Raw genomic sequence first — 23,643 nt, forward strand, 5'->3', positions numbered from 1 at the left:
ACTTTTTTCGAAAGAGAATAATTTTTTAGTGTTGAGGTGCTTTATTTTGATCGTTCGCTCAAACTTGCATCTGGTTTTACAAATTAGTTAAAAAAACGAGGGAAAACAGCCGGCTTCCATGGGACTACTCCGATTCTTTATTAGCTAAATAATGAGCGGATCGCGGTTGCGTTTTGAGAAAAATAGTTTACTGCTGATAAAAAAAACGCCGCAAAGCGGCGTTTTGATCAAGACAATTATGTCACGTTTTATATTACAGCACGTGTACCGAGGCCGTGTTGGTGGTGCCGCTCGGCACCAGCGCGCCGGAAACCATCACCACGACGTCGCCTTTCTGCGCCAGGCCGCTGGCCAGGGCGGCTTCTTTACCGATGCGGTAGAAGTCGTCGGTAGAGGCGATTTCCTTGACCATCTGCGGGATGACGCCCTTGCTCAGCACCAGCTGATGCGCGGTAGTCTCATTGGTGGTCAGCGCCAGGATCACCGCGTTCGGGAAGTATTTACGCACGGATTTCGCCGACTTGCCGCCGCTGGTGGCGACCACGATCAGCGGCGCGTCGAGTTTCTCGGCGGTTTCAACCGCGCCGCGGCACACCGCTTCGGTGATGCGCAGCTTGCGACGATCGTTCAGGGTGTCGATACGGCTTGGCATCACGCGATCGGTACGCTCGCAGATGGTCGCCATGATGTTGACCGCTTCCAGCGGGTATTTGCCCTTGGCGCTCTCGCCGGACAGCATGACGGCATCGGTGCCGTCCAGGATGGCGTTGGCAACGTCGCCGGCTTCCGCGCGGGTAGGGCGTGGGTTTTTGATCATGGAATCGAGCATCTGGGTGGCGGTGATGACCACTTTACGCGCGCGGTTGCATTTCTCGATCATCATCTTCTGGGCGAAGATCACTTCTTCTACCGGGATCTCGACGCCCAGATCGCCACGGGCAACCATGATGCCGTCGGACGCTTCGAGGATTTCGTCGAAGTTGTTCAGGCCTTCCTGGTTTTCGATCTTGGAGATGATCTGGATCTGCTCGCCGCCGTGGGCTTTCAGGTGCTCGCGGATCTCCAGCACGTCGGAGCGTTTACGGATGAAGGACGCCGCCACGAAGTCGACGCCTTGCTCGCAGCCGAAGATCAGGTCGCGTTTGTCTTTCTCGGCCAGCGCAGGCAGCTGGATGGACACGCCCGGCAGGTTAACGCCTTTGTTCTCGCCCAGGTCGCCGTTGTTCAGCACCTTACAGATGACTTCGTTCTCGGTCACGTTGGTGACTTCCATGCCGATCAGGCCGTCGTCAACCAGCACGGTGTTGCCGATCTTCAGGTCGGCGGCGAAGCCGGCGTAGGTGACCGCCACGCGCTCGCTGTTGCCGATCACGCTCTGGTCAGTGGTGAAGGTGAAGGTTTGGCCGGCGACCAGCGAGGCGTCTTTGCCGCCTTCCAGCTTCATGGTGCGAATTTCCGGGCCTTTGGTATCCAGCAGGATGCCGGCGTTGATACCGGTTTTCGCCATCACGGCGCGCATGTTCTTGATGCGGTTGCCGTGCTCTTCATAGTCGCCGTGAGAGAAGTTGAGACGCATCACGTTCATGCCCGCATTGAGCAGGTTGGTCAGCATTTCTTCCGATTCGGTTTTTGGACCGATGGTACAAACAATTTTGGTCTTTTTCATGGCGGAGTTTTCTACAAGTTGTGATGGATAAAAAAACGAATTTGACCGGCGCGGTTTACGCCGGTAGGGAATTTGGGCCGTGCCTGGTGGTGAAAAACATAGTTAAGGATAGGTGACGACAGTTGAAGTGGGGCGGAAAAATTCAGCCCGCGCGGGGGCGCGGGGATGCTGCGCAACGGGGTAAGATCACATCGTGTTATTATTGCGTTTTCGCAGATCAAGGGCTGAAACCATTCAACTGATAGACGTTGCGCATTATAAAGGCTAAGCGGCGGGAAACAAAATAAAAAACCGCGGCGGTGCGGCGGATAGAGCAAAACGGGGCTAAATGTGGCGCAAATGCAACGCGTTGCGGGCAGCTTGTTGCGCAAATAACCTTTCTGTAAATGCAGGTTTAACGCGTTTGGGGAATTTCCAGCAGCATGCCGGCGCTCAGGCAGAAGCAGCCGCTGGCGACATTGGCCGGCAGGGTCAGGCACTCACCGGCACGTACTATCCGGGTGTCGCCGCCGAGAGTGAACTCGAATTCGCCGGATATCACCCGGGTTTGCAGCGCGTGCGCGGGCTTTTGCAACTGGCCGAAGGCGCCGGCCTCGAAACGCACTTCCGTCGCCGGCGAACCGTCGCTCATCACGCCTTCGCGGCGGGCAAGGCCATTGTCGAGTGGCAAAAAGGCGGTTTTGGCGGTGAATGTGGTCATGTGGCGTTCCTGATGGCTGATGGCGGTAGTTCGGCGCAATCGACATGAAAAATCGAACGGTCGTGCAGAGACGATACAACGGGAAGTATAACGTGACAGGGAGAGATGAATCAGCAATATGGTGCGTCCGAGTGGACTCGAACCACCGACCCCCACCATGTCAAGGTGGTGCTCTAACCAACTGAGCTACGGACGCACTGTGCTGCTTCTGAAATTTGGTGCGTCCGAGTGGACTCGAACCACCGACCCCCACCATGTCAAGGTGGTGCTCTAACCAACTGAGCTACGGACGCACTGTACTGCTTCAGGAATTTGGTGCGTCCGAGTGGACTCGAACCACCGACCCCCACCATGTCAAGGTGGTGCTCTAACCAACTGAGCTACGGACGCATCTTTTCCTGCCTGTCATGGCTGACAGCGGGGACGAATATTAACGAGCTACCTGCGTGCTGGCAAGGGGAAAAACGCAATTTTATTCGGTATTTCACGCGATTGCTGAGGTTGTGCGCAGTCCGGCGTTTTTTTCCGCAAACCGCAACCCGGCCGGGGAGGAAACCGGCCGGGAGCGGATTCAGCGCGTGGATCGCTGCAGGATAACGGCAGTCGGCTGTTTCTGCAGCCAGCGCATGCGCAGCGCCATCATGATGGCGGCGAAGGTCAGTCCGATGATAAAGCCGATCCAGAAACCGCTTGGCCCCATCGCCGGCACCAGCGCATCGGTTAACGCCAGCAGATAACCGCTCGGCAAGCCCAACACCCAATAAGCGATAAAGGTGATGAAGAAGATCGCGCGGGTATCTTTATAACCGCGCAGCACGCCGCTGCCGATCACCTGGACCGAATCCGAGATCTGGTACAGCGCCGCCAGCAGCATCAACTGCGAGGCCATCGCCACCACCGCCGGGCTGTCGTTGTACAGCAGGGCGATCGGTTCGCGGAAAGTGGCGGTAAACAGCGCGGTGCAGACGGCCATGGTGATGCCGACGCCGATGGCGGAGTAAGCGGCGACGCGCGCGCCTTCGACCGAACCTTCCCCCAGACGATAACCGACGCGGATGGTGGCGCCGACGCCCAGCGACAGCGGCAGCACGAACATCAGCGCGCTGAAGTTAAGCGCGATCTGGTGGCCGGCGACCGCGACGATCCCCAGCGGCGAAACCAGCAGCGCCACCACCGCGAACAGCGTGACTTCGAAGAACAGCGCCAGCGCCACCGGCATGCCGATGCCGATCAAGCGCCTTAGCGCCGCCCAGTCCGGGCCGCCGAGATCGCCGGCCTGGCGTTTGATGTCGCGCTGCGACGGCGCGCGTTTCACGTACCAGCGCATCATCAGGAACATGATCCAGTAGACGCTGCCGGTGGCGACGCCGCAGCCGACGCCGCCGAGTTCCGGCATGCCGAACTTGCCGTAGATAAAGATGTAGTTGATCGGGATATTCACCAGCAGGCCGAGGAAGCCGATCACCATGCCGGGTTTGGTTTTGGACAGCCCCTCACACTGGTTGCGCATCACCTGGAAGAACAGGTAACCCGGCGCCCCCCACATGATGGCGTGCAGATAGCCGACGGCTTTATCCGCCAACTGCGGATCGATGTTGTGCATCATGTCGATGACAAACTTGCAGTTATACAGCACGACGATCAGCAGCACGGAGACGCCGGAGGCCAGCCAGAAGCCCTGACGCACCTGATGGGCGATGCGATCGCGACGGCCGGCGCCGTTGAGCTGGGCGATAACCGGGGTCAGCGCCAGCAGCAGGCCGTGGCCGAACAAAATGGCCGGCAACCAGATCGAGGTGCCGACCGCCACCGCCGCCATGTCGGTGGCGCTGTAAGCGCCGGCCATGATGGTATCCACCACGCCCATGGCGGTTTGTGATATTTGCGCGATGATGACCGGGATAGCGAGAGCCAATAAACTACGCGCTTCAATTAAGTACTTCTGCACGCATACACCTTTTCTATTTATATATGTGGGAGGGAGGGCTGCCGCGAGAGGACAACAATTAAAATAGCGGAATTTTGTCAAAAAGATTGTACCTGCTCGGCGTCGTTAAGCAAACGCCGCAGATAAATAGTTATTAAATGCGCAGCCATTCTTTTTTTGCCGTCGCGGATTTGGTTTTCAGCGCCAACTGGGGCAAACTGCCGGTAGCGTTTTAACCTATTTAGCAAGAAGAGGCACATATGTTCACCGGTATCGTACAAGGCACCGCGCCGCTGGTCGCCATTGATGAGAAACCCAATTTCCGCACCCACGTGATCGAAATGCCTGCCGAGCTGCTGCCGGGGCTGGAGCTGGGCGCGTCGGTGGCCCATAACGGCTGCTGCCTGACCGTCACCGCGGTGGAAGGCAACCGCGTCAGCTTCGATTTGATCAAAGAAACGTTGCGCCTGACCAACCTCGGCGATCTGGCGCTGGGCGACATCGTCAATATCGAGCGCGCGGCGAAGTTCAATGACGAAATTGGCGGCCATTTGATGTCCGGCCATATTATCTGCACGGCGGAAGTGGCCAAGATTTATACCTCGGAAAATAACCGCCAGGTATGGCTGCGCATGCCGGATGCGGAATTGATGAAATATGTGCTGCACAAAGGTTTCATCGGCATCGACGGCATTAGCCTGACCATCGGCGAAGTGGTGAATAACCGTTTCTGCGTGCACCTGATCCCGGAAACGCTGGATCGCACCACGCTGGGTAAAAAACGCCTCGGCGACAAGGTGAACATCGAGATCGATCCGCAAACGCAGGCGGTGGTGGACACCGTCGAGCGCGTGCTGGCCAATCGGGAAGCGACGTTGGCCGCGGCGATGGCGCCGGCGCACAAAGACTGACAGCGATTCTGGCGTGACCGCCGGCATCGAATCATAAGCAGAGAGGAGAAACGCGTGAAGTTTTATGGGAAAACGTTGTTGTTAACCGCGTTGCTGGCGCTGAGCGCTTGCAGCAGTTCGCCTGAGCAGGGCGCGGGCGCGCAAATGGCCGATGCGGACGATACCTGCGGCGCTTCGCAGTATCAAAATTTTGTCGGCAAACCGATGACCTCGCTGGAAGGCGTGCGGATCGACGCCAAGGTGCGAGCCATTCCGTACAACTCTGCCGTCACCATGGATTTCAACCTGCGCCGCCTGAACTTCCTTGGCGACAGCGACGATAAAATTATTCGCGTTTATTGCGGTTAACCCGCAGGGTTCGAAAGAGCAAAAAAAAGCCCCGGCGATGAGGTTGCCGGGGCTTTTTTTGTCGGGCAAGTGCTTAGCGGGCGACGCGAATGCCGCCTTCAACGCCTTTCGGGCTGAACACCACCTGCCATAGCTGCAGATCGCGCGCCCGGAACGCGCCGGCGCAGGCGTTCAGGTAATAGCTGAACATCCGCTCGAAGCGCTCGGAATAGCGCTCGGCGAGCTGCGGCCACGCCTGTTTGAAGCGCTCGAACCAGGCCATCAGCGTGCGATCGTAGTCGGCGCCGATGTTGTGCCAGTCTTCCATCACGAAATGGCCTTCGCTGGCCTCGGCGATATGTCTCACGGAGGGCAGGCAGCCGTTCGGGAAGATATATTTGTTGATCCAGGGATCGACGTTCATGTCGGTCTTGTTGGAGCCGATGGTGTGCAGCAGGAACAGGCCGTGCGGCGCCAGATTGCGCTCCACCACGTCGAAATAGGTGCGGTAGTTTTTCGGCCCGACGTGCTCGAACATGCCGACCGAGACAATGCGATCGAACTGCTGGTGCAGATCGCGGTAATCCTGCAACAGGATCTGCACATCCAGCCCGGCGCAGCGCGCCTGAGCCAGCTTCTGCTGTTCGGCGGAAATGGTCACGCCGACCACCGACACGCCGTAATTTTTCGCCGCATAGGCGGAAAGGCCGCCCCAGCCGCAGCCGATGTCCAGCAAACGCATGCCCGGCTGCAGCTGCAGTTTCTCGCAGATCATCCGCAGCTTGGCTTCCTGCGCTTCCTCCAGCGTGGTGGCGTCTTTCCAGTAGCCGCAGGAATACTGCATGTAAGGATCGAGCATCAGGGTAAACAGATCGTTGCCGAGATCGTAATGTTCTTTGCCGACGATCCAGGCGCGCTTTTTCGATTGCAGATTGGTCAGGCGCGCGGCGGCGATACGCAGGGTATCTTTCAGGTGGTGGGGGAGTTTCTTCTCCAGCCCAGCGCTGACCACGCGCTGGAAGAACATATCCAGCCGCTCGCACTCCCACCAACCGTCCATATAGCTTTCGCCCAGGCCCAGTGACCCTTGCTGCAAAACGCGTTTAAAGAATTCGGGATTTTTAACCTGAATATCGAAAGGGCGCGATCCGTTGATTTCGATACCGGCCAGACCGAGCATTTCGTGCGCGATACGGTACCACTGGTTATCCTGGATGCTCAGATCTTCTATACACGATGAACTCATAGCTTCTCCATCACCTTCTTCTGACTGATGACCCGTTAGGAAACAGCTTAGACAATTTCTGCGGGTGCATACCTATACCAACGGGAAATAAGCCCGCGGCGTCTGATATCCGACTATGAACAGAGGAAATTTAAAGAAACGGCCCGACGCAAACGGCGCAGGATAAACGCCCCTTTAAAAAAAGAGTGTGACGCAAGGCGCGTACACAATAGCTGATTGAGATATAGAGATTATAAGGTGTTACTTTACAAGGTTGTTTTTGAGTATAGGCGTGCCGAGGCGTTGACTCAACTGTAAATCGCACTCGGCACGCATATTCTTTAAGTGATTATTAATCTTGGCAATTATGACGCTGAGTTAGCATGTTCCCGCTGTGCCTTTTGCTGCGCATCGGCCGCTTTTCCCCGCTGCAGGAAATAACCCAGCGCGGCCAGAACTACCGTAGATACCATCACCGTCACCGTCGCCAACAGCGGCTGGGCAATAAACGCCGACACCAGCATGCTTGCCACAAAACACAGCCCCAATTGCAGCGTATTTTGCAGCGCGGCGGCTTTGCCGCTGCTTTCCGGGAACGGCATCAGCGCATTCGCCACCATGATCGGGTAGCCGGCGCCGTTGACCAGCGCCATCACGCAGAACGGGATCAGCAGCGTGGTGAGCGTCGGATTGGTCAGGGTCGCCACCAGATACAGCGCCACCATGCTGACACCATAAGCTACCAGCAGCCACGGCAGCAGAGTTTTGCCATTGATGCGCTTAAGCGCGGCGCGGCAGCCGTAGCCGCCCAGCAGGAAGGCCAGCGTTTGCGGCACATAGCTCAGACCGATGTCGCTCGGGCTATAGCCCATATCGCCGAGGATGAACGGCGAACCGGTCAGCCAGGCGAAGAAACCGGCCGAGCAGGCGGCGTACATAGCGACGTTGCCGCTGAACACCGGAGATTTCAACAGTTGCCAGAAGCTGACGCCGTTTTTCGGCGCGTCGGCGGCGGGGTGCGTTTTGGCGCGCTCTTTGAGCAGCAGCGTCGGCAGCAGCAGCAGCGCGGTGATCACCAACAGCGCGGCGAAGATCGCACGCCAGCTGGCGTGGTTCAGCAGCCAGGCGCCAAGCAGCGGCGCCAGCGCCGGTGACAGCGCCACCAGCGGCATGATGGTGGCGAACACGCGGTTGGCCTGGCCTTCGCGATAGCGGTCGACCACCAGCGCTTGCCAGATGGCGGTGGCGGAACAGACGCCGACGGCCTGAATAAAGCGCAGTATCCAGAGCTGCACGGCATTTTCTACCCACAGCATGCCCAGGCAGCCGAGCGCGAACAGCGTCAGGCCAATCAATAATACCGGTTTGCGGCCCAGCCGGTCGGAGAGGGGCCCCCACAGCAATTGCGCGAAGGCGAAGCCGGCCAGAAAGATGCTCAGGCTGGCGCTGACCGCGCCGGCGGAAATTTGCAGTTCCTCCCGCATGGCGCCGAAGGCGGGCAGGTACATATCGGTCGCCAGATAACCCAGCATGCTCAGGCCGGCGAGGTAGAACATAAAGCCAAAGGAATTTCGCATGGTATTTCTCGTTAATATTTTAGTGTCGCAGGTTTTTAGCGCCGGCCAGTGTATCCGGCTGGATCTCTGCTTGTGAAACGGTAATATTTGCAAAGTGCTGTTAAAAAAATTGAAGGCAAAGCGATGTGGTCTGAATATTCTCTTGAAGTTGTTGACGCGGTGGCGCGCACCGGCAGTTTCAGCGCGGCGGCGCAGGAGCTGCACCGGGTGCCGTCGGCGGTGAGCTATACCGTGCGGCAACTGGAACAATGGCTGGCGGTGCCGCTGTTTGAGCGGCGTCACCGTGATGTGGAGTTGACGCCGGCCGGCGCGCTGTTTATCAAGGATGCGCGAGTTGTTATCAAAAAAATGCTCGACACCCGCCGCCACTGTCAGCAGGTGGCCAACGGGTGGCGCGGCCAGCTGAATATCGCAGTCGACATCATCGTCAAACCCCAGCGCAGCCGCCAGCTGGTGCTGGATTTCTACCGCCATTTCCCCGATGTTGAACTGATGCTGCAACCCGAGGTGTTCAACGGCGTCTGGGATGCGCTGGCGGACGGCAGGGCGGACATGGCGATCGGCGCCACGCGTGCGGTACCGGTCGGCGGCGGCTTTGCCTTCCGCGATATGGGCTATATGAACTGGCTGTGCGTAGTCAGCCCGCAACACCCGCTGGCGCAGCTGGCGGGGGCGCTGCACGACGATCAACTGCGGCCGTACCCCTCGCTCTGCCTGGAAGACACCTCGCGCAATCTGCCCAAGCGCGTCACCTGGACGCTGGATAACCAGCGGCGGCTGGTGGTGCCGGACTGGACATCGGCGCTCGACTGTCTGTGCGCCGGGCTGTGCGTCGGCATGATGCCGGCGCATCGGGCGCTGCCGCTGGTGCAGCGCGGTGAGCTGAAGGCGTTGCAGCTGCAGCAGCCGTTTCCCGCCAGCCCTTGCTGCCTGACCTGGCAGCAGGATAAACCGTCGCCGGCGATGAGTTGGCTGCTGGCGTATCTGGGCGATGGGGAGACGCTGAATCAGGAGTGGCTGAGCGAGGCGGCGCCGGAAGCCGTGCAGGCTTCCGGCTCAGGGGATTAGCGGCGGTAGTCGATGAACGGACCGTCGGCGACCGAACGGCGTTCCACCAGCTTCGGATGTACCTCGATCACCTGTGATTCTTCGCGCTTGCTGATGATGCGATCCAGCAGCATGGTGAAGGCCATTTCGCCCAGGCGCTCTTTAGGCTGGTGAATGGTGGTCAGCGCCGGGGTGAAGTAGCGGGCGTTGCGCACGTTGTCATAGCCGATCACGGAAATATCCTGCGGCACTCGCAGCCCCAGCTCGTCAGCGGCGCAGATGGCGCCCATCGCCATGATGTCGCCGCCGCAAAATACCGCGGTCGGCCGCTGTTTTTGCGACAGGATTTGGTGCATCGCCTTGTAGCCGGACTCCGGCTCGAAGTCACCCTGGACGATCCACTCTTCGCGAATGTCGATATGCGCTTCCTGCAGCGCCTTCATAAAGCCCTGATGACGGCCGCCGCCGGTGTTGCGCGACAGCTGGCCCGGGATGGCGCCGATATCGCGGTGACCGCGCTCGATCAGGTAACGGCCGGCCAGATAGCCGCCTTCGAACGCGTTATCGATGATGGTGTCGGTGAAGTCGCCGCGCGCGGCGCCCCAGTCCATCACCACCATCGGGATATTACGGTAGTCCTCCAGCATGCCCAGCAGTTGATCCGGGTATTCGGAACACATGACCAGCAGGCCGTCGACGCGCTTTTGCGCCAGCATCGCCAGGTAGGCGCGCTGCTTGTCCAGATTGTTGTGCGAGTTGCACAGGATCAGGGTGTAACCTTTACTGTAGCAGCTGTTTTCCACCGCCTCGATCACTTCGGCAAAATAGGGCGCTTCGCTCGAGGTGGCCAGCAGACCGATAGACTTGGTGTGATTGACTTTCAGGCTGCGCGCCACGGCGCTCGGCGAGTAGTGCAGCTCTTTGATCGCGGCCCACACGGCCGCTTTGGTCTCTTCGGCGACGAAACGAGTCTTATTGATGACGTGCGAAACGGTGGTGGTGGAAACGCCCGCGCGTTTGGCCACATCTTTAATCGTTGCCATGTAAGGAATGACTCCTGAACTCACATGTTTACAGCATGTAAGTGTGATGTTAATCGTTTGCCTACGTAGATCCTTCTCCAGAGAAGCGAAAACTGAGTTTTTAGTGTGTTGAAGTCTTCAGCGCTTAATCAGGAGGGGCATGGATGCCGGTACGCAGTTGTGAACTGCGAATTTTGTCGCATATTGAACAAAAGTGGAAGAGGTAATCGAGATTATAAACCGGGAAATGATAACAAGATTTTATCGGCGAACTGTGGGAAAATGATTTGACGTACTAATTGTGCGCCTTTTATCCTTAGGAAAGCCCATTTTAAAGGAGTTGTCATGGATACCGATCTGAAGATGTCTCTGTTCACTACCGTCGGCGCGTTGGCGATGATCATCGCTTTCAGCTTTGTCGCCGCGTTGAACTGATCTCCCGCCGGTTTTAAAAAAGGCGCAGCCCAGCTGCGCCTCATCACTTCGGCAAGGCCTGCTTTTACGCCAGGTTTTCCGCCGCAAATGTCCAGTTGACCAACGCCCAGAAGTTTTCCAGGTATTTTGGACGCGCATTGCGGTAATCGATGTAATACGCGTGTTCCCACACGTCAACGGTCAGCAGCGGTTTATCTTCACCGGTCAGCGGAGTTGCCGCGTTGGAGGTGTTGACGATCGCCAGCGCGCCGTCCGGTTTTTTCACCAGCCAGGTCCAGCCGGCGCCGAAGTTTTTCACGGCGGCATCGGTGAACTGCTCTTTGAATGCAGCGAAAGAGCCGAAGGATTTGACGATCGCCGCCGCCAGTTCGCCCTGCGGTTCACCGCCGCCCTGTGGCGACAGGCAGTGCCAGTAGAAGGTGTGGTTCCACACCTGCGCGGCGTTGTTGAACACGCCGCCGTTGGAGGTCTTGATGATCTCTTCGAGCGATTTGCCCTCGAACTCGCTGCCTTTCACCAGGTTGTTCAGGTTAACCACGTAGGTATTGTGGTGTTTGCCGTAGTGGTATTCCAGGGTCTCGGCGGAGATGTGCGGCTCGAGCGCGTTTTTCTCATACGGTAATGCAGGTAATTCAAACGACATTGCTTCCTCCTTTACAGCGCCACTTTCTTCCCGCCCAGGCGGGAGCCAGATGGGCCGTTTTTTATTGTGGTCATTCAATCTTAACAATTTTCATCATAAAAAACAGGAGGAAAAGCGAGAAATGCGTGTGGGGGAGTGCGATGGGCGATAGCTTGAGCAGGCGGTTGCGACCGGGGCCGCAACCGCGCAGAACAGGGAGTTAACGGATGGTTTTCGGCGTCACTACGCGGCGTGCGCCGATGTAATGGTTTTGCCAATAGTCGTTGTCGAGCTGGCTGATGCGGATCTCTTCGCCGGTGCGCGGCGACTGGATGAATTTGCCGTTGCCGAGATAGACGCCGACATGGTCCGCCACGCCGCGGTTGTTGATGCGGAAGAACACCAAATCGCCGCTTTCCAGTTCGCTTTTCTTGATCGGCGCCGCGTCGCGCAGGTGATACATTTCGTTGGCGGTGCGCGGCATCTTGATTTTCACCACGTCCTTATAGGCGTAATAGATAAGGCCGCTGCAGTCGAAGCCGGTGCGTGGCGAGCTGCCGCCCCAGCGGTAAGGCTTGCCCATCTGATCCATCAGCTTGGCCATCGCGGTCTGTTTGGCATGCTGGTAACGTTTTTTGTGCGCCGGGCTGAGTTTTAACGGCTTTTCATCACGCGCCAGTTTGGCGGTGGCCATACCGGCGTCGCGGTGGCGGCCATAGCCTTTTTTATAGCCCTTTTTCGGCGGGGTGACTTTAATCTTGGCGGTTTTCTGCGCTTTGGCCTTGGGTTTGGCGCTGACGATCTTTTTCGCGCTTTTCTCGCTTTTGACCTTGGCGGTCTTGGTTTTTTTCTCGGGGGCCGTCACTTTGGCTTTTTTGGCGGCTTTATCCGCTTTCTTTTTTCTGCGGTCATCGGGCCGCGCTTCATTAGCATGGCTTTTACGCTGCTCGGCGGCAACGCGCGCCTGTGGCGCAGCGTGCGCCAAATTGAAGAAGAGCTGCGTAAACAGCAGCGCAAAGAGCGTAAGAATTAAACGCATGTCGACGTCACCAACCTTGGCCCCGAAACGGATATCGAAAGAGTTACAGTATTCCCGAACTTCGCCATATAAAACAGCGAAGAACTCATAAATAATAATCCATATTGTGAGAAAACGTTAATGACATTTTTTTTGGTTTAAAATCAGCCTGTTGATGTATAAAAAAGCGCCAGGCGACGGTGGCGGATATAATTAAGCCGCGCCGGCATCGCGGCGCAATATATTAGTGAAATGGTCGGATTAAAAATGTTATTCTCAACGTATGTTTTGACCGGAATGACGTGGCCGGTGAAACGCGATCGGCGGCGGGCGAATATCCTTGCAAAAGATGGCGTTTTCTTGCGACTGTTCCAGCCGCTACAATAGCCCGCGTGATGCATGTTGTAGCCATGAAATGTGGCTTGAGGAAGCAATAAATGACGACGACACTTGAAAAAATTCAGCACCAGATCGCTGAAAACCCGATTCTGCTGTACATGAAAGGCTCGCCAAAGCTGCCGAGCTGCGGCTTTTCCGCGCAGGCTGTGCAAGCGCTGTCCGCCTGCGGCGAGCGTTTCGCCTATGTGGACATTTTGCAGAACCCGGACATCCGCGCCGAGCTGCCAAAATACGCCAACTGGCCGACGTTCCCGCAGCTGTGGGTAGATGGTGAGCTGGTCGGCGGTTGCGATATTATCATCGAGATGTATCAGCGCGGCGAACTGCAGCAACTGATCAAAGAAACGGCAGAAAAGTATAAAGCGCAGGAAGACCAGCAGTCTTAATCGACGGGCTTGCGATTATCGCGTAACGGGCGGCGCCAGTGCAAACTGGGCCGCCTTTTTTGTTGGTTTTATTCGGCGAGATCGCCGGCGGGCAGCGGCCAGCCGCCGAGACGTTTCCAGCGGTTAACCAGCTCGCAAAACAGCAGGGCGGTTTGTTCGGTGTCGTACAGCGCGGAGTGCGCCTGGCTGCTGTCGAACGGCATGCCGGCGGCGATGCAGGCTTTGGCCAGCACCGTTTGCCCCAGCACCAGGCCGCTCAGCGCGGCAGTGTCGAAGGTGGCGAACGGATGGAACGGGTTGCGCTTCAGGCCGGCGCGTTCGGCCGCGGCCATCAAAAAGCTGTGATCGAAGTTGGCGTTGTGCGCCACGATAATGGCGCGATTGCAACCGCGATCCTTGAGCCCTTTGCGCACCGCTTTGAAAATGGCGTGCAGTGCGTCATATTCGCTGACCGCGCCGCGCAGCGGATTGTGCGGATCGATGCCGTTAAACGCCAGCGCTTCCGGCTGCAGGTTGGCGCCCTCGAAAGGCTCCACGTGGAAGTGCAGGGTTTCGTCCCGCTGCAGCCAGCCGTCCTCATCCATTTTCAGCGTGACGGCGGCGATCTCCAGCAACGCATCGGTATTGGCGTTGAAGCCGGCGGTTTCAACATCTATTACTACGGGATAAAACCCACGAAAACGACCACTCAGGGCGTTAAGATCACTTTTCTCGGCCATCAGTTTCTTATCTTCATCGAATGCAGCGCGCATTATGGCAAATTTTGCGCCCGGTTGCAGGCGCTATCGCGCGGAGAATCAGCAGGGCGCCAGCGCACCCTGAAGGGGAGGCTTAGTGGCCGAGGCCCTGACCGGCGTGTTTGTTTTCGATCAGCTCGATTTTGTAGCCGTCCGGATCTTCGACGAAGGCGATAACCGTGGTACCGCCTTTCACCGGGCCGGCTTCGCGGGTGACCTTGCCGCCGGCGCGACGGATGCTGTCGCAGGTGGCGGCGACGTCATCCACGCCCAGCGCCAGGTGGCCGAAGGCGGTGCCCATGTCGTAGCTGTCGGTGCCCCAGTTATAGGTCAGTTCGATAACTGCGCCTTCGCTCTCTTCCGTATAGCCGACGAAAGCCAGGGAGTATTTGTACTCCGGGTTTTCGCTGGTGCGCAGCAGGCGCATGCCTAATACCTTGGTGTAGAAGTCGATGGCGCGTTGCAGGTCACCGACGCGGATCATGGTATGGAGTAAGCGCATAATTCCTCTGAATTGACTGTGCCGTGGCAGACGGCGGGTGGATTGAAGCACAAGCGAGTATAGCCTTGTCCCGCAAGGGAATTCAACGTGACGAACTGGTGACAATGTCACTTTGCGGTCTCGCGTCGAGGGTGTCTAAATATTGATCGAGTGTACCGATCGATACAGAGTAATTGATCTGCACAATCAATTATCTATTCCAGCGGCGATCGTGTAAAAATTGAACGGCAATAAAGATCAACACCAGGGAACACCGGCCCGCATTGTGCGAGCCTTTTTGCTTTGCGCGCGACGCATAAAAAACGGCCATGCGATTGCGTGGCCGTTGGGGTCAAGACAGGTTACTTCGCCAGAAACGGATAGTCGGTATAGCCTTCGGCGCCGCCGCCGTAGAAGGTTTCCGGCTTAGGTTCGTTCAGCGGGGCGTGCTGACGGAAACGCTCGACCAGATCCGGGTTGGCGATGTAGCTGCGGCCGAAGGCCACCGCGTCGATGAAACCTTTTTCGATCAAGGCTTCGGCTTTTTCGGCGGTGTAGGCGCCGGCACCGACGATCACCCCTTTAAAGTGGGCGCGCACCGAGTCGCGGAAGGCGTCGGAATACGGTTTGCCGCCGGCCCAGTCAGGTTCGGAGATGTGCAGGTAAGCGATATTGCGCTTATTCAGCTCTTCCACCAGATACAGCGCCGCTTCTTCCTGATCTTCGCCGTTGTCCAGCCCGTTGAACGGCCCCAGCGGCGAGATACGGATACCGATGTGTTCGGCACCCCATTCGGCGATGGTGGCGTCGACCACTTCCAGCGTCAGGCGGGTGCGATTCTCAATGCTGCCACCGTATTGATCGGTACGTTGGTTGGAAGCCGGTGACATGAACTGGTGCAGCAGATAGCCGTGGGCAGCATGCAGTTCGATGAAGTCGAAACCGGCTTCGCGCGCGTTGGCGGTTGCCTGGCGGAAATCGTTGATGATGCCCGGGATCTCGCTGGTTTCCAGCGCGCGCGGTGTGGAGGTCGGCACGCGCACCCAGGCGCCGGTTTCATCACGCACGGTGGTGCGGGTTTCGGCGTTGATGGCCGAAGGCGCGACCGGCGCTTGCCCGCCTGGCTGCAGGCTGGCGTGGGAAATGCGGCCTACGTGCCACAGCTGCACGGCGATGTGGCCGTTGTTGTCATGCACTGCCTGCGTGATGTTTTTCCATGCGGCGATCTGCTCCGGCGTATGCAAACCGGGCGCGCCGGCGTAGCCTTTCGCCTGGAAGGAAACCTGGGTCGCTTCGGTCACGATCAGGCCGGCGCTGGCGCGCTGTGCGTAATATTCCGCCATCAGCGGCGTAGGAATATCGCCCGGCTCGATGCTGCGCAAACGCGTCAGCGGAGCCATAAACACGCGGTTGGGCAGGGTGATGGCGCCAACCTTCAGCGGAGAGAGCAATTTTTCAGTCTTCATAGTGCATCCTGTATTTAATAGACCGGTCGTCTAGTAATGGGCGATAAAAAACCATGAACTGCATTTTTTCAATAAAAATAAGTTGTTACCGTTACGGTTGCGGTGGGCGCAGCAGCAACTCGATGCTTTCCAGCGCGCTGGTCAATGGCGCCAGCGAGTGACGGATCTTGGCGCGCAGCGTGGCGCCGAGCCACAGTGAATACAGCGTTTCTGCGGTTGCCGCCGGGCTCATGGCTACCGACAGCGAGCCCTCGGCGATACCGCGCTCGATGGCCTCCTGAAGGTGGCCGATCACGCGAGCGGTGCCCGTTTCCAGCGCATGGCGCATCGGTTCCGACAGATCGCTCACCTCGGCGGAAAGCTTCACCGCCAGGCAGGCGTTGTGGCATTCGCTGCGGCAGTGGTAGCTGATAGCCTGGGCGTAATAGCCGAGCAGCTGGTGGCGGGCATCACCGTGTCTGTCGGCAAACAGCGCCTGCATTTCTGCATCATAATGCGCGAAATAGCGCTGCAGCATCGCTTCGCCGAAGGCTTCCTTCGAGCGAAAATAGTGGTAGAACGAGCCTTTCGGCACGCCCGCGGTGGCCAGCAGTTCGCTCAGCCCCATGCCGGTAAAGCCCAGGCGCAGGCTGAGGGTTTCGCCGGTGGCGAGCAGATGTTCACGTGTATCCACGTTGCAATGCGTTGATTTAGTCATCATGGTGCCGAGCATAATAGACCGATTGGTCTAGGTCAATGGGAATAAAAAAACCGGCGCACAAAACGCCGGTTGTCTGCAAACTATTGTGCCCCAGCGGCACGCGGAAGTTAAGCGCTACGCCGCGTTGCGGCAGCGTTGCAGGATATCCAACTGGGATTGATATTCGCGGGTTTGTACGTTCAGCATACCCAACAGGGTGTGGAACAGGTTGTCCTGCGAAACCTCGTCCTTTTCCGCCAGCGTATTCAGACACTGGCGATCGATGCCGAAATTGCGCTGATAGTCGGCCGACATCCACATCAGGAAAGGCACGTGCGTTTGCTGGCTCGGTGCGAAGACATAAGGCGTGCCGTGCAGATACATGCCGTTTTCCCCCAGCGATTCGCCATGATCGGACAAATAGACCAGCGCGGTATTGAAACGGTCGTCATACTGCCGCAGCAGCTTGATGGTGGCATCGAGCATCGCGTCGGTATACAGGATTGAGTTGTCGTAGGTGTTCACCAATTGTTCATGGCTGCAATCCTGGATCTGATTACTGTTGCAGGTCGGCGAAAACGCCTGGAATTCTGGCGTGCTGCGGCGGTAGTAAGCCGGGCCGTGGCTGCCCATCTGGTGCAGCACGATCACGCCGTCGTCTTTCAGGCTATTGATGTAGTCGTTCAGCTTGTACAACAGCACGTTGTCCATGCAAACCTCGCCGTCGCAGTCCTGCGGCGGTTTCAGCTTGGTCATGTCGATGTGCGGCACCCGGTCGCAGGCGCCTTTGCAGCCGCCGTCGTTATCGCGCCACAGCACATTGACGCCGGCATGCGCCAGCACGTCGAGCATGCCTTCCTGGTGCGTCGCCTGAGTCGCGTCGTACTCCTTGCGTGGCATGTTGGAGAACATGCAGGGCACGGAGATCGCCGTTTCGGTGCCGCAGGAGCTGGCGTTTTTGAAGTAGACCACGTTGTCCTGCTTCAGGCGCGGGTTGGTTTCGCGTTCATAGCCGCCGAGAGAGAAGTTTTCGGCGCGGGCGGTTTCGCCCACGACCAGGATCACCAGCGTTTTCTTGGCCTGCCTGGCGATCAGCGGCCCTTTACGCGCATCTTCGCCGATCTTGACCAGCGGCAGATTGCGGGTGAAGTAACGCTGTTCGGTAAACTTGATGGTGCCGGCCACGAAGTTGGACGGCGTCAACATCTTCACCACGCTTTTATTGTTGCGGATCAGCGAAGCGTAGTCTTTGTAGAACAGCGCGGCGACGATCAGGATCACCACCAACGACAGCATGACGTTGGCGGCGCGCAGTCCGACCATGTACCACCAGGGGCGAGTCTGGCGAATTTGGGTGAAGCAGACCGCCACCGCCGGCAGAATGCCGAGCAGCGTCAGCCACAATCCCATGCGCGGCGTCAGCAGTGCGGTCGCCTCCTGAGGGTTGGTTTCGAAGGCGTTTTGCATCATGTTGCCGTCGATCACCACACCATAGCTGAACATGAAATAGTTGGCTGCGGCGCTGCCGAGCAAGAAAAAGATGATCAGCGGCTTGCGCAGGTAGGGCACGGTCAACACGCTGAAGATGATATTCAACGCACAGAAGATCACCACCGGCATGCTGGCGGCGAAAATCACGCTGTGGGCGCTATCGAAGGTGATATACGACCAGGCGCGCTGCAGGAATAAGGCGTTCTGAAATAAAGTGAAGAACAGGGCGGCGGCGAGGGTAAAACCGAGGCTGTTGCACCGTAAGCGTTGACGTAACCACATTGCCAAATCGGGATCCTGAAAGTAGATAATGCCTTGAAATCTACCGGATGAAACTTAAGAAAACCTTAGAAACTCAGATTACTGGCGGCGGAGAATACGCGGAAAACGCCAGGCCGAGCGGCCTGGCGGCGGGGCGGTTTAGTAGGCGGCGGTGAATTGCGCGCGAATAAACTGAGGCTTTTCAATCTCATCAACGATAGCGACCGCCAGGTCTTCCACCGAAATGCTGGCCGGCGCTTCGCCGTTCATCAGCAGTTGCGTGGTGCCGAGGCGGAACTGGCCGGTGCGTTTGCCCGGCTCCAGCAGGGCGGCCGGCGAAAGATAGGTCCAGTCAAGTGCCGACTCGTTACGCAGTTTGTTGCGCAGATCGCGCACCGCCTGCGCGCCGGGGCGGATATTTTCCGGGAACTGCGGCGTATCCACCAGTTCAACGCCCGGCGCCACTTCCAGGCTGCCGGCTCCGCCGACCACCAACAGGCGTTTGACGCCGGCCTGCTCGACCGCGGTGAGGATCTGCTGGGCGCCGCGGGTGGTTTTCTCATACAGGTTGTCTTCGCCCCAGCCGGGGTTGTAGGCGCTGATCACCGCGTCCTGGCCGCGCAATTGTCTCGCCAGCCAAGCCGTATCGGCGACGTCGCCCAGTGCGACGGTCAGATTGGCGTGCTCCGGCAACTCTTTTTTCTGGCGCGCGATTGCCGTCACCTGAATACCGCGAGCCAGCGCTTCATCCACCACGCGGCGGCCAACAAAACCGGTTGCTCCAATAATGGCTACTTTCATCTGTATGCTCCTTCGGGGATAGGTTCAGTATCGTGAGGCAGGCCGAGGTGCCTGCCGGGTGGTTTCTACTCTAGTCCTTAACAATAGCCGTGATTAGTGCCATATTCATGCTTTCTTGATTAAGTAAAACTTCATAATCGTGGATAAACTCAATCGAATGGCGGTATTCGCCACCGTGGTGGCGGAGGGCTCGCTGGCCGGTGCGGCACGGCGGCTGGGCATGACGCCGTCGGCGGTCAGCCAGCACATGCGCTCGCTGGAGAAGGCGCTTGGGGTGCCGTTGCTGCATCGTTCCACCCGCCGTCTGGCGCTGACCGAGGCGGGAGCGGCGTTCTATCCCGGCTGCGAGGCGATGCTGCAACAGGCGCTGCAGGCGGAGCAGCGGTTGGCGGAGCTGCGGGATACGCTGGTGGGGGAGCTGCGCATCGCCACCCCGGTCGGCATCGGCGGCCGTTCGTTGGCGGAGGCGTTGTCGCCGCTGTTGCAGGCGCATCCCAAGCTGACGCTGCGAGTGCTGGCGGACGATCGCATCGTCGATATGATAGAACAGCGGGTCGACATTGCGCTGCGGGCCAACCGGCAGCTGGCGGACGCCAATATGATTGCGCATCCGCTGACGGCGTGGCCGATGGTGCTGTGCGCCGCACCGCGTTACCTCAGCCAGCATGGGGTGCCGGAAAAACCGCAGGATTTGGTACAGCACCGCTGGATCTCCAGCGGCTACAGCGGGGCGCATCTGGATTTGCAGCACCAGTCCGGCCAGCAGGTCAAGCTGCGGCTGGCGGAAGGACAGATCGTCAGCGAGAGCATGAACGTGATGCGCGCCTTTACCCGCGCCGGGCTGGGCATTTCCGTTCAGCCGCTGTATGAAATTGGCGACGAACTGCAGCGCGGCGAACTGTTGCTGCTGTTGCCGGAGTGGCGGCCGGCGGCGCTGCGACTGCACGCGCTGACGCTCGAACGCAATGTGCCGGAAAAAAGCCGCCAGGCGCTGCGCTATTTGCGCGACTATTTTCGCCGCAATGGCGAAAAGGGACTTGCCAGCGGCGGCGATGGCGTCTTCAATTAGCAAGAGAACGCAGGAGGAGCCCCGTGGCGCAGCAGCTTGAGTTTTTCGACATCCCCAGCCCGTGTCGCGGCATTTGTCAGGCCGACGATCGTGGGTTCTGCCGTGGCTGCCTGCGCAGCCGCGAGGAGCGTTTCGGCTGGATGAACATGAGCGATGTGCAAAAGCGCGAGGTGCTGCGCCTGTGCCGTCAACGCTTCCTGCGGCTGCAGCGCGCCAATAAAGCGCCCGACGAGCCGCTGCCGGAGCAGCCGTCGTTGTTTTAACCTTTCCTGATCTGCCGCACGTTCGTGTGGCTTACCGCTTCCCTGTGCCTCACCGGCTTGTGTATGCTGGCTGACAACTAATGTCATGAGGTTTTCGCAATGGTAGAACGTATTCGTCTCGCGCCGCAGGGGCCTGAATTTTCCCGCATGATTTGCGGTTACTGGCGGTTGATGGAGTGGGGCATGTCACCGCAGCAGCTGCTGACGTTCATCGAACAGCATGTCGAACTGGGCGTCACCACCGCCGATCACGCCGATATCTACGGTGGCTATGCCTGCGAACAGGCGTTCGGCGACGCGCTGCGTCTGAAGCCGGCGCTACGCCAGTCGCTGGAATTGGTGACCAAGTGCGGCATCGCCACCACCGCCAAGCCCGGTAACCCGATTGGGCATTACATCACCGACCGCGATCATATCGTGCAGAGTGCGGAACAGTCGCTGCGCCATCTGCATACCGATTACCTCGATCTGCTGCTGATCCACCGCCCGGATCCGTTGATGGACGCTGACGACGTAGCCGAAGCCTTCGTTGCGTTGCACAAAAGCGGCAAGGTGCGCCATTTCGGCGTATCCAACTTTACGCCCGCGCAGTTCCAACTGCTGCAGTCGCGTCTGCCGTTCACGCTGGCGACCAACCAGGTGGAGATCTCGCCGATTCACCAACCGGCCATTCTCGACGGCACGCTCGACCAGTGCCAGCAACTGCGCATCAAGCCGATGGCCTGGTCCTGCCTGGGCGGCGGGCGCCTGTTCAACGACGCCGAGTTTCAGCCGCTGCGCGACGAGTTGCAGCGGGTGGCGCAAGAGATCGGCGCGGAGACCATCGAGCAGGTGGTGTACGCCTGGGTGATGCGCCTGCCGTCGTCGCCGTTGCCAATCATCGGCTCCGGCAAGATTGAGCGGGTGCGTTCGGCGCTGAAGGCGCAGAAACTGGTGCTGAGCCGCCAGCAGTGGTTCCGCATTCGCAAGGCGGCGCTGGGGTATGACGTGCCTTAAGGCGGGCAGAAAGAGGAAAGCCGGGCGGCGAAAGCGCCCGGCTTTTTTTATGCCGATCTTTAGGCCAACACCACCTGATCGGTGCTGATGTGATCGAGCGAGACGCCGATCAGCGTGACCTGGCTGTGACCGAAGGCCAGCACCAGATCGTCGTTTTGCTGCGTGGCGTAGTCGCGGATATTGCCGCTGGCGCCTTCGGTGCCGATAAACACCAGTTTATCGCTGGCGTTGAAGCCATACAGCTGGTCGCGGCCGAAATCGCCGCTGAACAGGAAGGTGTTGCCGTTGCCGACGCCCTTCAGGATGTCATCGCCGCTGCCGCCGACGAAGGTCAGGTTGCCGCCGGCGTGGCCGATCAGCGTATCGTTGCCGGCGTTGCCGAACAGCCAGGCGTCGTGGCTGCGAGCTTGCAGGACGTCATCGCCGTCGCCGCCGGTGGTGGTGGCGGCATAGGCTTTGAGGCCTGAGTCCGATTTCAATCCGGCGGCGGTTACCTGATGATCCACTTCTTTGTTGAAGATAAGCCAGGAGGTTTCTTTGCTGCGCAGGGTGCTGATGTCGTCTGCCAGCGTAATGCCGCCCTTGGCGTCGCGCAGGTAAAGCGTGTTGCCGTCGTAGGCGACCTCGGTATTCTTCAACGCCTGCTGGGTATCGAAGATATTGTGGCCTTTGCCGCCGGCGATCAGGTTATAGCCGCCGGCGTCGCGGAAGATATCGTCGCCGTCGCGGCCCTCGAGATAGTCATTGCCTTTGCCACCCTTGATCAAATCATTGCCGTCGCTGCCGATGATAAACGTCGGCCCGCTGTGCGTTTCCGCGTTGCGGTTCAGGTCTTCCACCCAGGTACTGCCGCGCGTGACGTTAGACAGGTTGGAGACGATGATGGTCGAGTCTTTGTCGGTCAGTGAATAAAACTCGGAGTTCAGCACCCGCATCAGGCCATCCTGATAAAAGAACGGCAGGTGGGATAGCCAGGTCGGAATGTTGAGAATGGAGAACGGCAACAGATTCCAGGCGTCCGATGCGTAGTGATCGTTGAAGTTGACGATATTGTTGGTGGCGGAGGTATGTGGTGCATCGTGAACGCCCAATGACGGCAGGGTCAGCGAGGTGCCGTCGAGCGCGCGAAACACCGGATCGTTCTCATAGCCGATGTTGATCACCTTGCCGCCGGTTTCGTACTGGGTCGGCGAGGCGAAGGCGACATAGTTGGACGGCGCGTAGAAGCCGCCCCAGTTGGCGTCGCTCTGCGCCGCCATGCTGTTGACCGCCAGCCCGCCGAGGCTGTGGCCGCTGACCACCACGTCCTCGCCGCTCAGCCCGTGGGCCTGCGCGAATTTCGCCACGTCGCCCAGCAAGTTGCCGAACGCCTTCAGCGTATAGCCGTCGGCGTAGCCTTTCGGCCCGAACCCGGCCAGCAGATCGTTAATCACATCGCCGATGGTATCGCCGATCAACGACTCGCGCGGGCCGCTGGTGCCGCGAAATGAGATGCCAATGGCGGTGAGATTGCCTTCGCTGTCATATTTGCCCAGCACTTCGGCCTGCGCAGTGGTGTAACCGGCGGTCTCGCCGTAGTAGGTGCCGCGCGCATCGGTTTTGCCGGCGTAACCCAGCTGCGCGGCGCTGATCACCGACCAGCCGGCATTGTTTACCGCTTCCTGCGCGGCCTGTTCGGAGTCGGGGTTCCAGGGGAGACCGGGCAGGCCGCCCTGCGACTGGGTGCTGCCGATGAGCGCCGTGATCAGCGTCAGCGGCAGACCGAGCCCGAAACCGGTCTGGTGATAGCCTTCATCGAAGCCGTTATCGATATTGTGGTAAGCGTAGGTAGAGATGGCCAAGGCGTCGGAAAACAGCGCCTTTGACGCGTTTTCGTCCAGATCCTTATAGCTAAAGATGCCCATATCAGTTCCTTATGAAGTATGCCGCCTGGCCGGGAAGTGAACTCTCGCGCGTCGGCGGTGGAAACAGGGAAACAACGTTAGCCGAACGACAGCTGGTCAGAGGACCAACATCGGTAGAATTATTATTGGTGCTAAATATTAGGCCCGCGAATCAAATTGGCGAGATTGTGCGTTGGTTAACAGTGCTGGCGTTGGCTCTCCTATACTGATAACTCGATATAGTCATTAAGGAG

At 58.6% G+C, this 23,643-nt stretch carries 23 protein-coding genes and 3 tRNA genes; 8 read left to right on the forward strand and 18 right to left on the reverse strand.

Annotated elements, in window-relative coordinates; all coding sequences use genetic code 11:
* Window positions 1-253 precede the first annotated feature (253 nt).
* The 6 genes from pykF to ACJ8PN_RS06820 form a co-directional block, all read right to left on the reverse strand.
* Window positions 254-1,666 (reverse strand): pyruvate kinase PykF, encoded by a 1,413-nt coding sequence (pykF, locus tag ACJ8PN_RS06795; RefSeq protein ID WP_004931353.1) that lies wholly within the window; start codon window positions 1,664-1,666, stop codon window positions 254-256.
* A gap of 394 nt (window positions 1,667-2,060) precedes the next feature.
* Window positions 2,061-2,366: a cupin gene (locus ACJ8PN_RS06800; protein WP_351107763.1), complete on the reverse strand. Its 306-nt coding sequence runs from the start codon at window positions 2,364-2,366 to the stop codon at window positions 2,061-2,063.
* Between the two features lie 119 nt (window positions 2,367-2,485).
* Window positions 2,486-2,562: transfer RNA gene (locus ACJ8PN_RS06805), tRNA-Val, on the reverse strand.
* A 20-nt stretch (window positions 2,563-2,582) separates the two neighbouring features.
* A tRNA-Val gene (locus ACJ8PN_RS06810) sits at window positions 2,583-2,659 on the reverse strand.
* A 20-nt stretch (window positions 2,660-2,679) separates the two neighbouring features.
* Window positions 2,680-2,756: transfer RNA gene (locus ACJ8PN_RS06815), tRNA-Val, on the reverse strand.
* A 181-nt stretch (window positions 2,757-2,937) separates the two neighbouring features.
* Window positions 2,938-4,314: an MATE family efflux transporter gene (locus ACJ8PN_RS06820; protein ID WP_033633189.1), complete on the reverse strand. Its 1,377-nt coding sequence runs from the start codon at window positions 4,312-4,314 to the stop codon at window positions 2,938-2,940.
* A gap of 239 nt (window positions 4,315-4,553) precedes the next feature.
* On the opposite strand from ACJ8PN_RS06820, the gene ACJ8PN_RS06825 reads away from it, so the two are divergent.
* Window positions 4,554-5,204, forward strand: coding sequence for a riboflavin synthase (locus ACJ8PN_RS06825; RefSeq protein WP_004931347.1), 651 nt, complete (start codon window positions 4,554-4,556; stop codon window positions 5,202-5,204).
* 54 nt (window positions 5,205-5,258) lie between these two features.
* Window positions 5,259-5,552, forward strand: coding sequence for an I78 family peptidase inhibitor (locus tag ACJ8PN_RS06830; RefSeq protein ID WP_016927929.1), 294 nt, complete (start codon window positions 5,259-5,261; stop codon window positions 5,550-5,552).
* Window positions 5,553-5,625: 73 nt separating this feature from the next.
* Here the strand turns inward: ACJ8PN_RS06830 and cfa are convergent, their stop codons facing one another.
* On the reverse strand, window positions 5,626-6,777 hold the full coding sequence (gene cfa / locus ACJ8PN_RS06835; RefSeq protein WP_004931341.1) for a cyclopropane fatty acyl phospholipid synthase: 1,152 nt from the start codon (window positions 6,775-6,777) through the stop codon (window positions 5,626-5,628).
* 344 nt (window positions 6,778-7,121) lie between these two features.
* Window positions 7,122-8,333: a purine nucleoside transporter PunC gene (punC, locus tag ACJ8PN_RS06840; protein WP_044031342.1), complete on the reverse strand. Its 1,212-nt coding sequence runs from the start codon at window positions 8,331-8,333 to the stop codon at window positions 7,122-7,124.
* Between the two features lie 123 nt (window positions 8,334-8,456).
* Here punC and punR point away from each other — a divergent pair, with 123 nt between their 5' ends.
* The gene (punR, locus tag ACJ8PN_RS06845) at window positions 8,457-9,401 is read left to right on the forward strand and encodes a DNA-binding transcriptional activator PunR (RefSeq protein WP_171453914.1); all 945 of its coding nucleotides are present in this window, start codon (window positions 8,457-8,459) and stop codon (window positions 9,399-9,401) included.
* On the opposite strand, the gene purR is transcribed toward punR, so the two are convergent.
* The gene (gene purR / locus ACJ8PN_RS06850; protein ID WP_004931336.1) at window positions 9,398-10,423 is read right to left on the reverse strand and encodes an HTH-type transcriptional repressor PurR; all 1,026 of its coding nucleotides are present in this window, start codon (window positions 10,421-10,423) and stop codon (window positions 9,398-9,400) included. The two genes, punR and purR, sit on opposite strands and share 4 nt — an antisense overlap.
* Window positions 10,424-10,747: 324 nt before the next feature.
* Here purR and cydH point away from each other — a divergent pair, with 324 nt between their 5' ends.
* Entirely contained in the window at window positions 10,748-10,837 is a 90-nt protein-coding gene (gene cydH / locus ACJ8PN_RS06855) for a cytochrome bd-I oxidase subunit CydH (protein ID WP_004931335.1), read from the forward strand.
* Window positions 10,838-10,901: 64 nt separating this feature from the next.
* Here cydH and sodB read toward each other — a convergent pair whose 3' ends face one another.
* Together sodB and ACJ8PN_RS06865 are read right to left on the reverse strand one after the other, a co-directional pair.
* Window positions 10,902-11,480 (reverse strand): superoxide dismutase [Fe], encoded by a 579-nt coding sequence (gene sodB / locus ACJ8PN_RS06860; protein ID WP_004931333.1) that lies wholly within the window; start codon window positions 11,478-11,480, stop codon window positions 10,902-10,904.
* A gap of 199 nt (window positions 11,481-11,679) precedes the next feature.
* Window positions 11,680-12,498 (reverse strand): C40 family peptidase, encoded by an 819-nt coding sequence (locus ACJ8PN_RS06865; RefSeq protein ID WP_442534738.1) that lies wholly within the window; start codon window positions 12,496-12,498, stop codon window positions 11,680-11,682.
* Between the two features lie 416 nt (window positions 12,499-12,914).
* Here ACJ8PN_RS06865 and ACJ8PN_RS06870 point away from each other — a divergent pair, with 416 nt between their 5' ends.
* Window positions 12,915-13,262: a Grx4 family monothiol glutaredoxin gene (locus ACJ8PN_RS06870; RefSeq protein ID WP_004931329.1), complete on the forward strand. Its 348-nt coding sequence runs from the start codon at window positions 12,915-12,917 to the stop codon at window positions 13,260-13,262.
* 68 nt (window positions 13,263-13,330) lie between these two features.
* Here the strand turns inward: ACJ8PN_RS06870 and rnt are convergent, their stop codons facing one another.
* The 6 genes from rnt to ACJ8PN_RS06900 all read right to left on the reverse strand — a co-directional run bounded on the left by rnt (window position 13,331) and on the right by ACJ8PN_RS06900 (window position 19,178).
* A complete protein-coding gene (gene rnt / locus ACJ8PN_RS06875; RefSeq protein ID WP_016927925.1) occupies window positions 13,331-14,014 on the reverse strand; it encodes a ribonuclease T in 684 nt (227 codons plus the stop codon).
* Between the two features lie 79 nt (window positions 14,015-14,093).
* Window positions 14,094-14,501, reverse strand: a complete 408-nt coding sequence (gene gloA, locus ACJ8PN_RS06880; protein WP_004931325.1) for a lactoylglutathione lyase — start codon at window positions 14,499-14,501, stop codon at window positions 14,094-14,096.
* Window positions 14,502-14,842: 341 nt separating this feature from the next.
* On the reverse strand, window positions 14,843-15,946 hold the full coding sequence (locus ACJ8PN_RS06885) for an alkene reductase (protein ID WP_004931322.1): 1,104 nt from the start codon (window positions 15,944-15,946) through the stop codon (window positions 14,843-14,845).
* 91 nt (window positions 15,947-16,037) lie between these two features.
* Window positions 16,038-16,658: a TetR/AcrR family transcriptional regulator gene (locus ACJ8PN_RS06890; RefSeq protein ID WP_411261317.1), complete on the reverse strand. Its 621-nt coding sequence runs from the start codon at window positions 16,656-16,658 to the stop codon at window positions 16,038-16,040.
* Window positions 16,659-16,760: 102 nt separating this feature from the next.
* A complete protein-coding gene (gene eptA, locus ACJ8PN_RS06895) occupies window positions 16,761-18,398 on the reverse strand; it encodes a phosphoethanolamine transferase EptA (protein WP_049240185.1) in 1,638 nt (545 codons plus the stop codon).
* A gap of 138 nt (window positions 18,399-18,536) precedes the next feature.
* Window positions 18,537-19,178 carry an NAD(P)-dependent oxidoreductase gene (locus tag ACJ8PN_RS06900; RefSeq protein WP_442534739.1) on the reverse strand — a complete coding sequence of 214 codons (642 nt, stop codon included), beginning with the start codon at window positions 19,176-19,178 and terminating at the stop codon, window positions 18,537-18,539.
* A 139-nt stretch (window positions 19,179-19,317) separates the two neighbouring features.
* On the opposite strand from ACJ8PN_RS06900, the gene ACJ8PN_RS06905 reads away from it, so the two are divergent.
* The 3 genes from ACJ8PN_RS06905 to ACJ8PN_RS06915 all read left to right on the forward strand — a co-directional run bounded on the left by ACJ8PN_RS06905 (window position 19,318) and on the right by ACJ8PN_RS06915 (window position 21,506).
* Complete coding sequence (locus ACJ8PN_RS06905; protein ID WP_187212313.1) at window positions 19,318-20,247, forward strand: LysR substrate-binding domain-containing protein; 930 nt, start codon at window positions 19,318-19,320, stop codon at window positions 20,245-20,247.
* 23 nt (window positions 20,248-20,270) lie between these two features.
* On the forward strand, window positions 20,271-20,510 hold the full coding sequence (locus ACJ8PN_RS06910) for a DUF1289 domain-containing protein (RefSeq protein ID WP_004931314.1): 240 nt from the start codon (window positions 20,271-20,273) through the stop codon (window positions 20,508-20,510).
* Between the two features lie 99 nt (window positions 20,511-20,609).
* The gene (locus tag ACJ8PN_RS06915; protein ID WP_004931312.1) at window positions 20,610-21,506 is read left to right on the forward strand and encodes an aldo/keto reductase; all 897 of its coding nucleotides are present in this window, start codon (window positions 20,610-20,612) and stop codon (window positions 21,504-21,506) included.
* A gap of 59 nt (window positions 21,507-21,565) precedes the next feature.
* Here the strand turns inward: ACJ8PN_RS06915 and ACJ8PN_RS06920 are convergent, their stop codons facing one another.
* Window positions 21,566-23,410 carry a polyurethane esterase gene (locus tag ACJ8PN_RS06920; RefSeq protein WP_442534740.1) on the reverse strand — a complete coding sequence of 615 codons (1,845 nt, stop codon included), beginning with the start codon at window positions 23,408-23,410 and terminating at the stop codon, window positions 21,566-21,568.
* Window positions 23,411-23,643: the final 233 nt, after the last annotated feature.

The sequence above is a fragment of the Serratia sp. CY76391 genome (assembly GCF_052166695.1).
Classification (GTDB): domain Bacteria; phylum Pseudomonadota; class Gammaproteobacteria; order Enterobacterales; family Enterobacteriaceae; genus Serratia; species Serratia nematodiphila.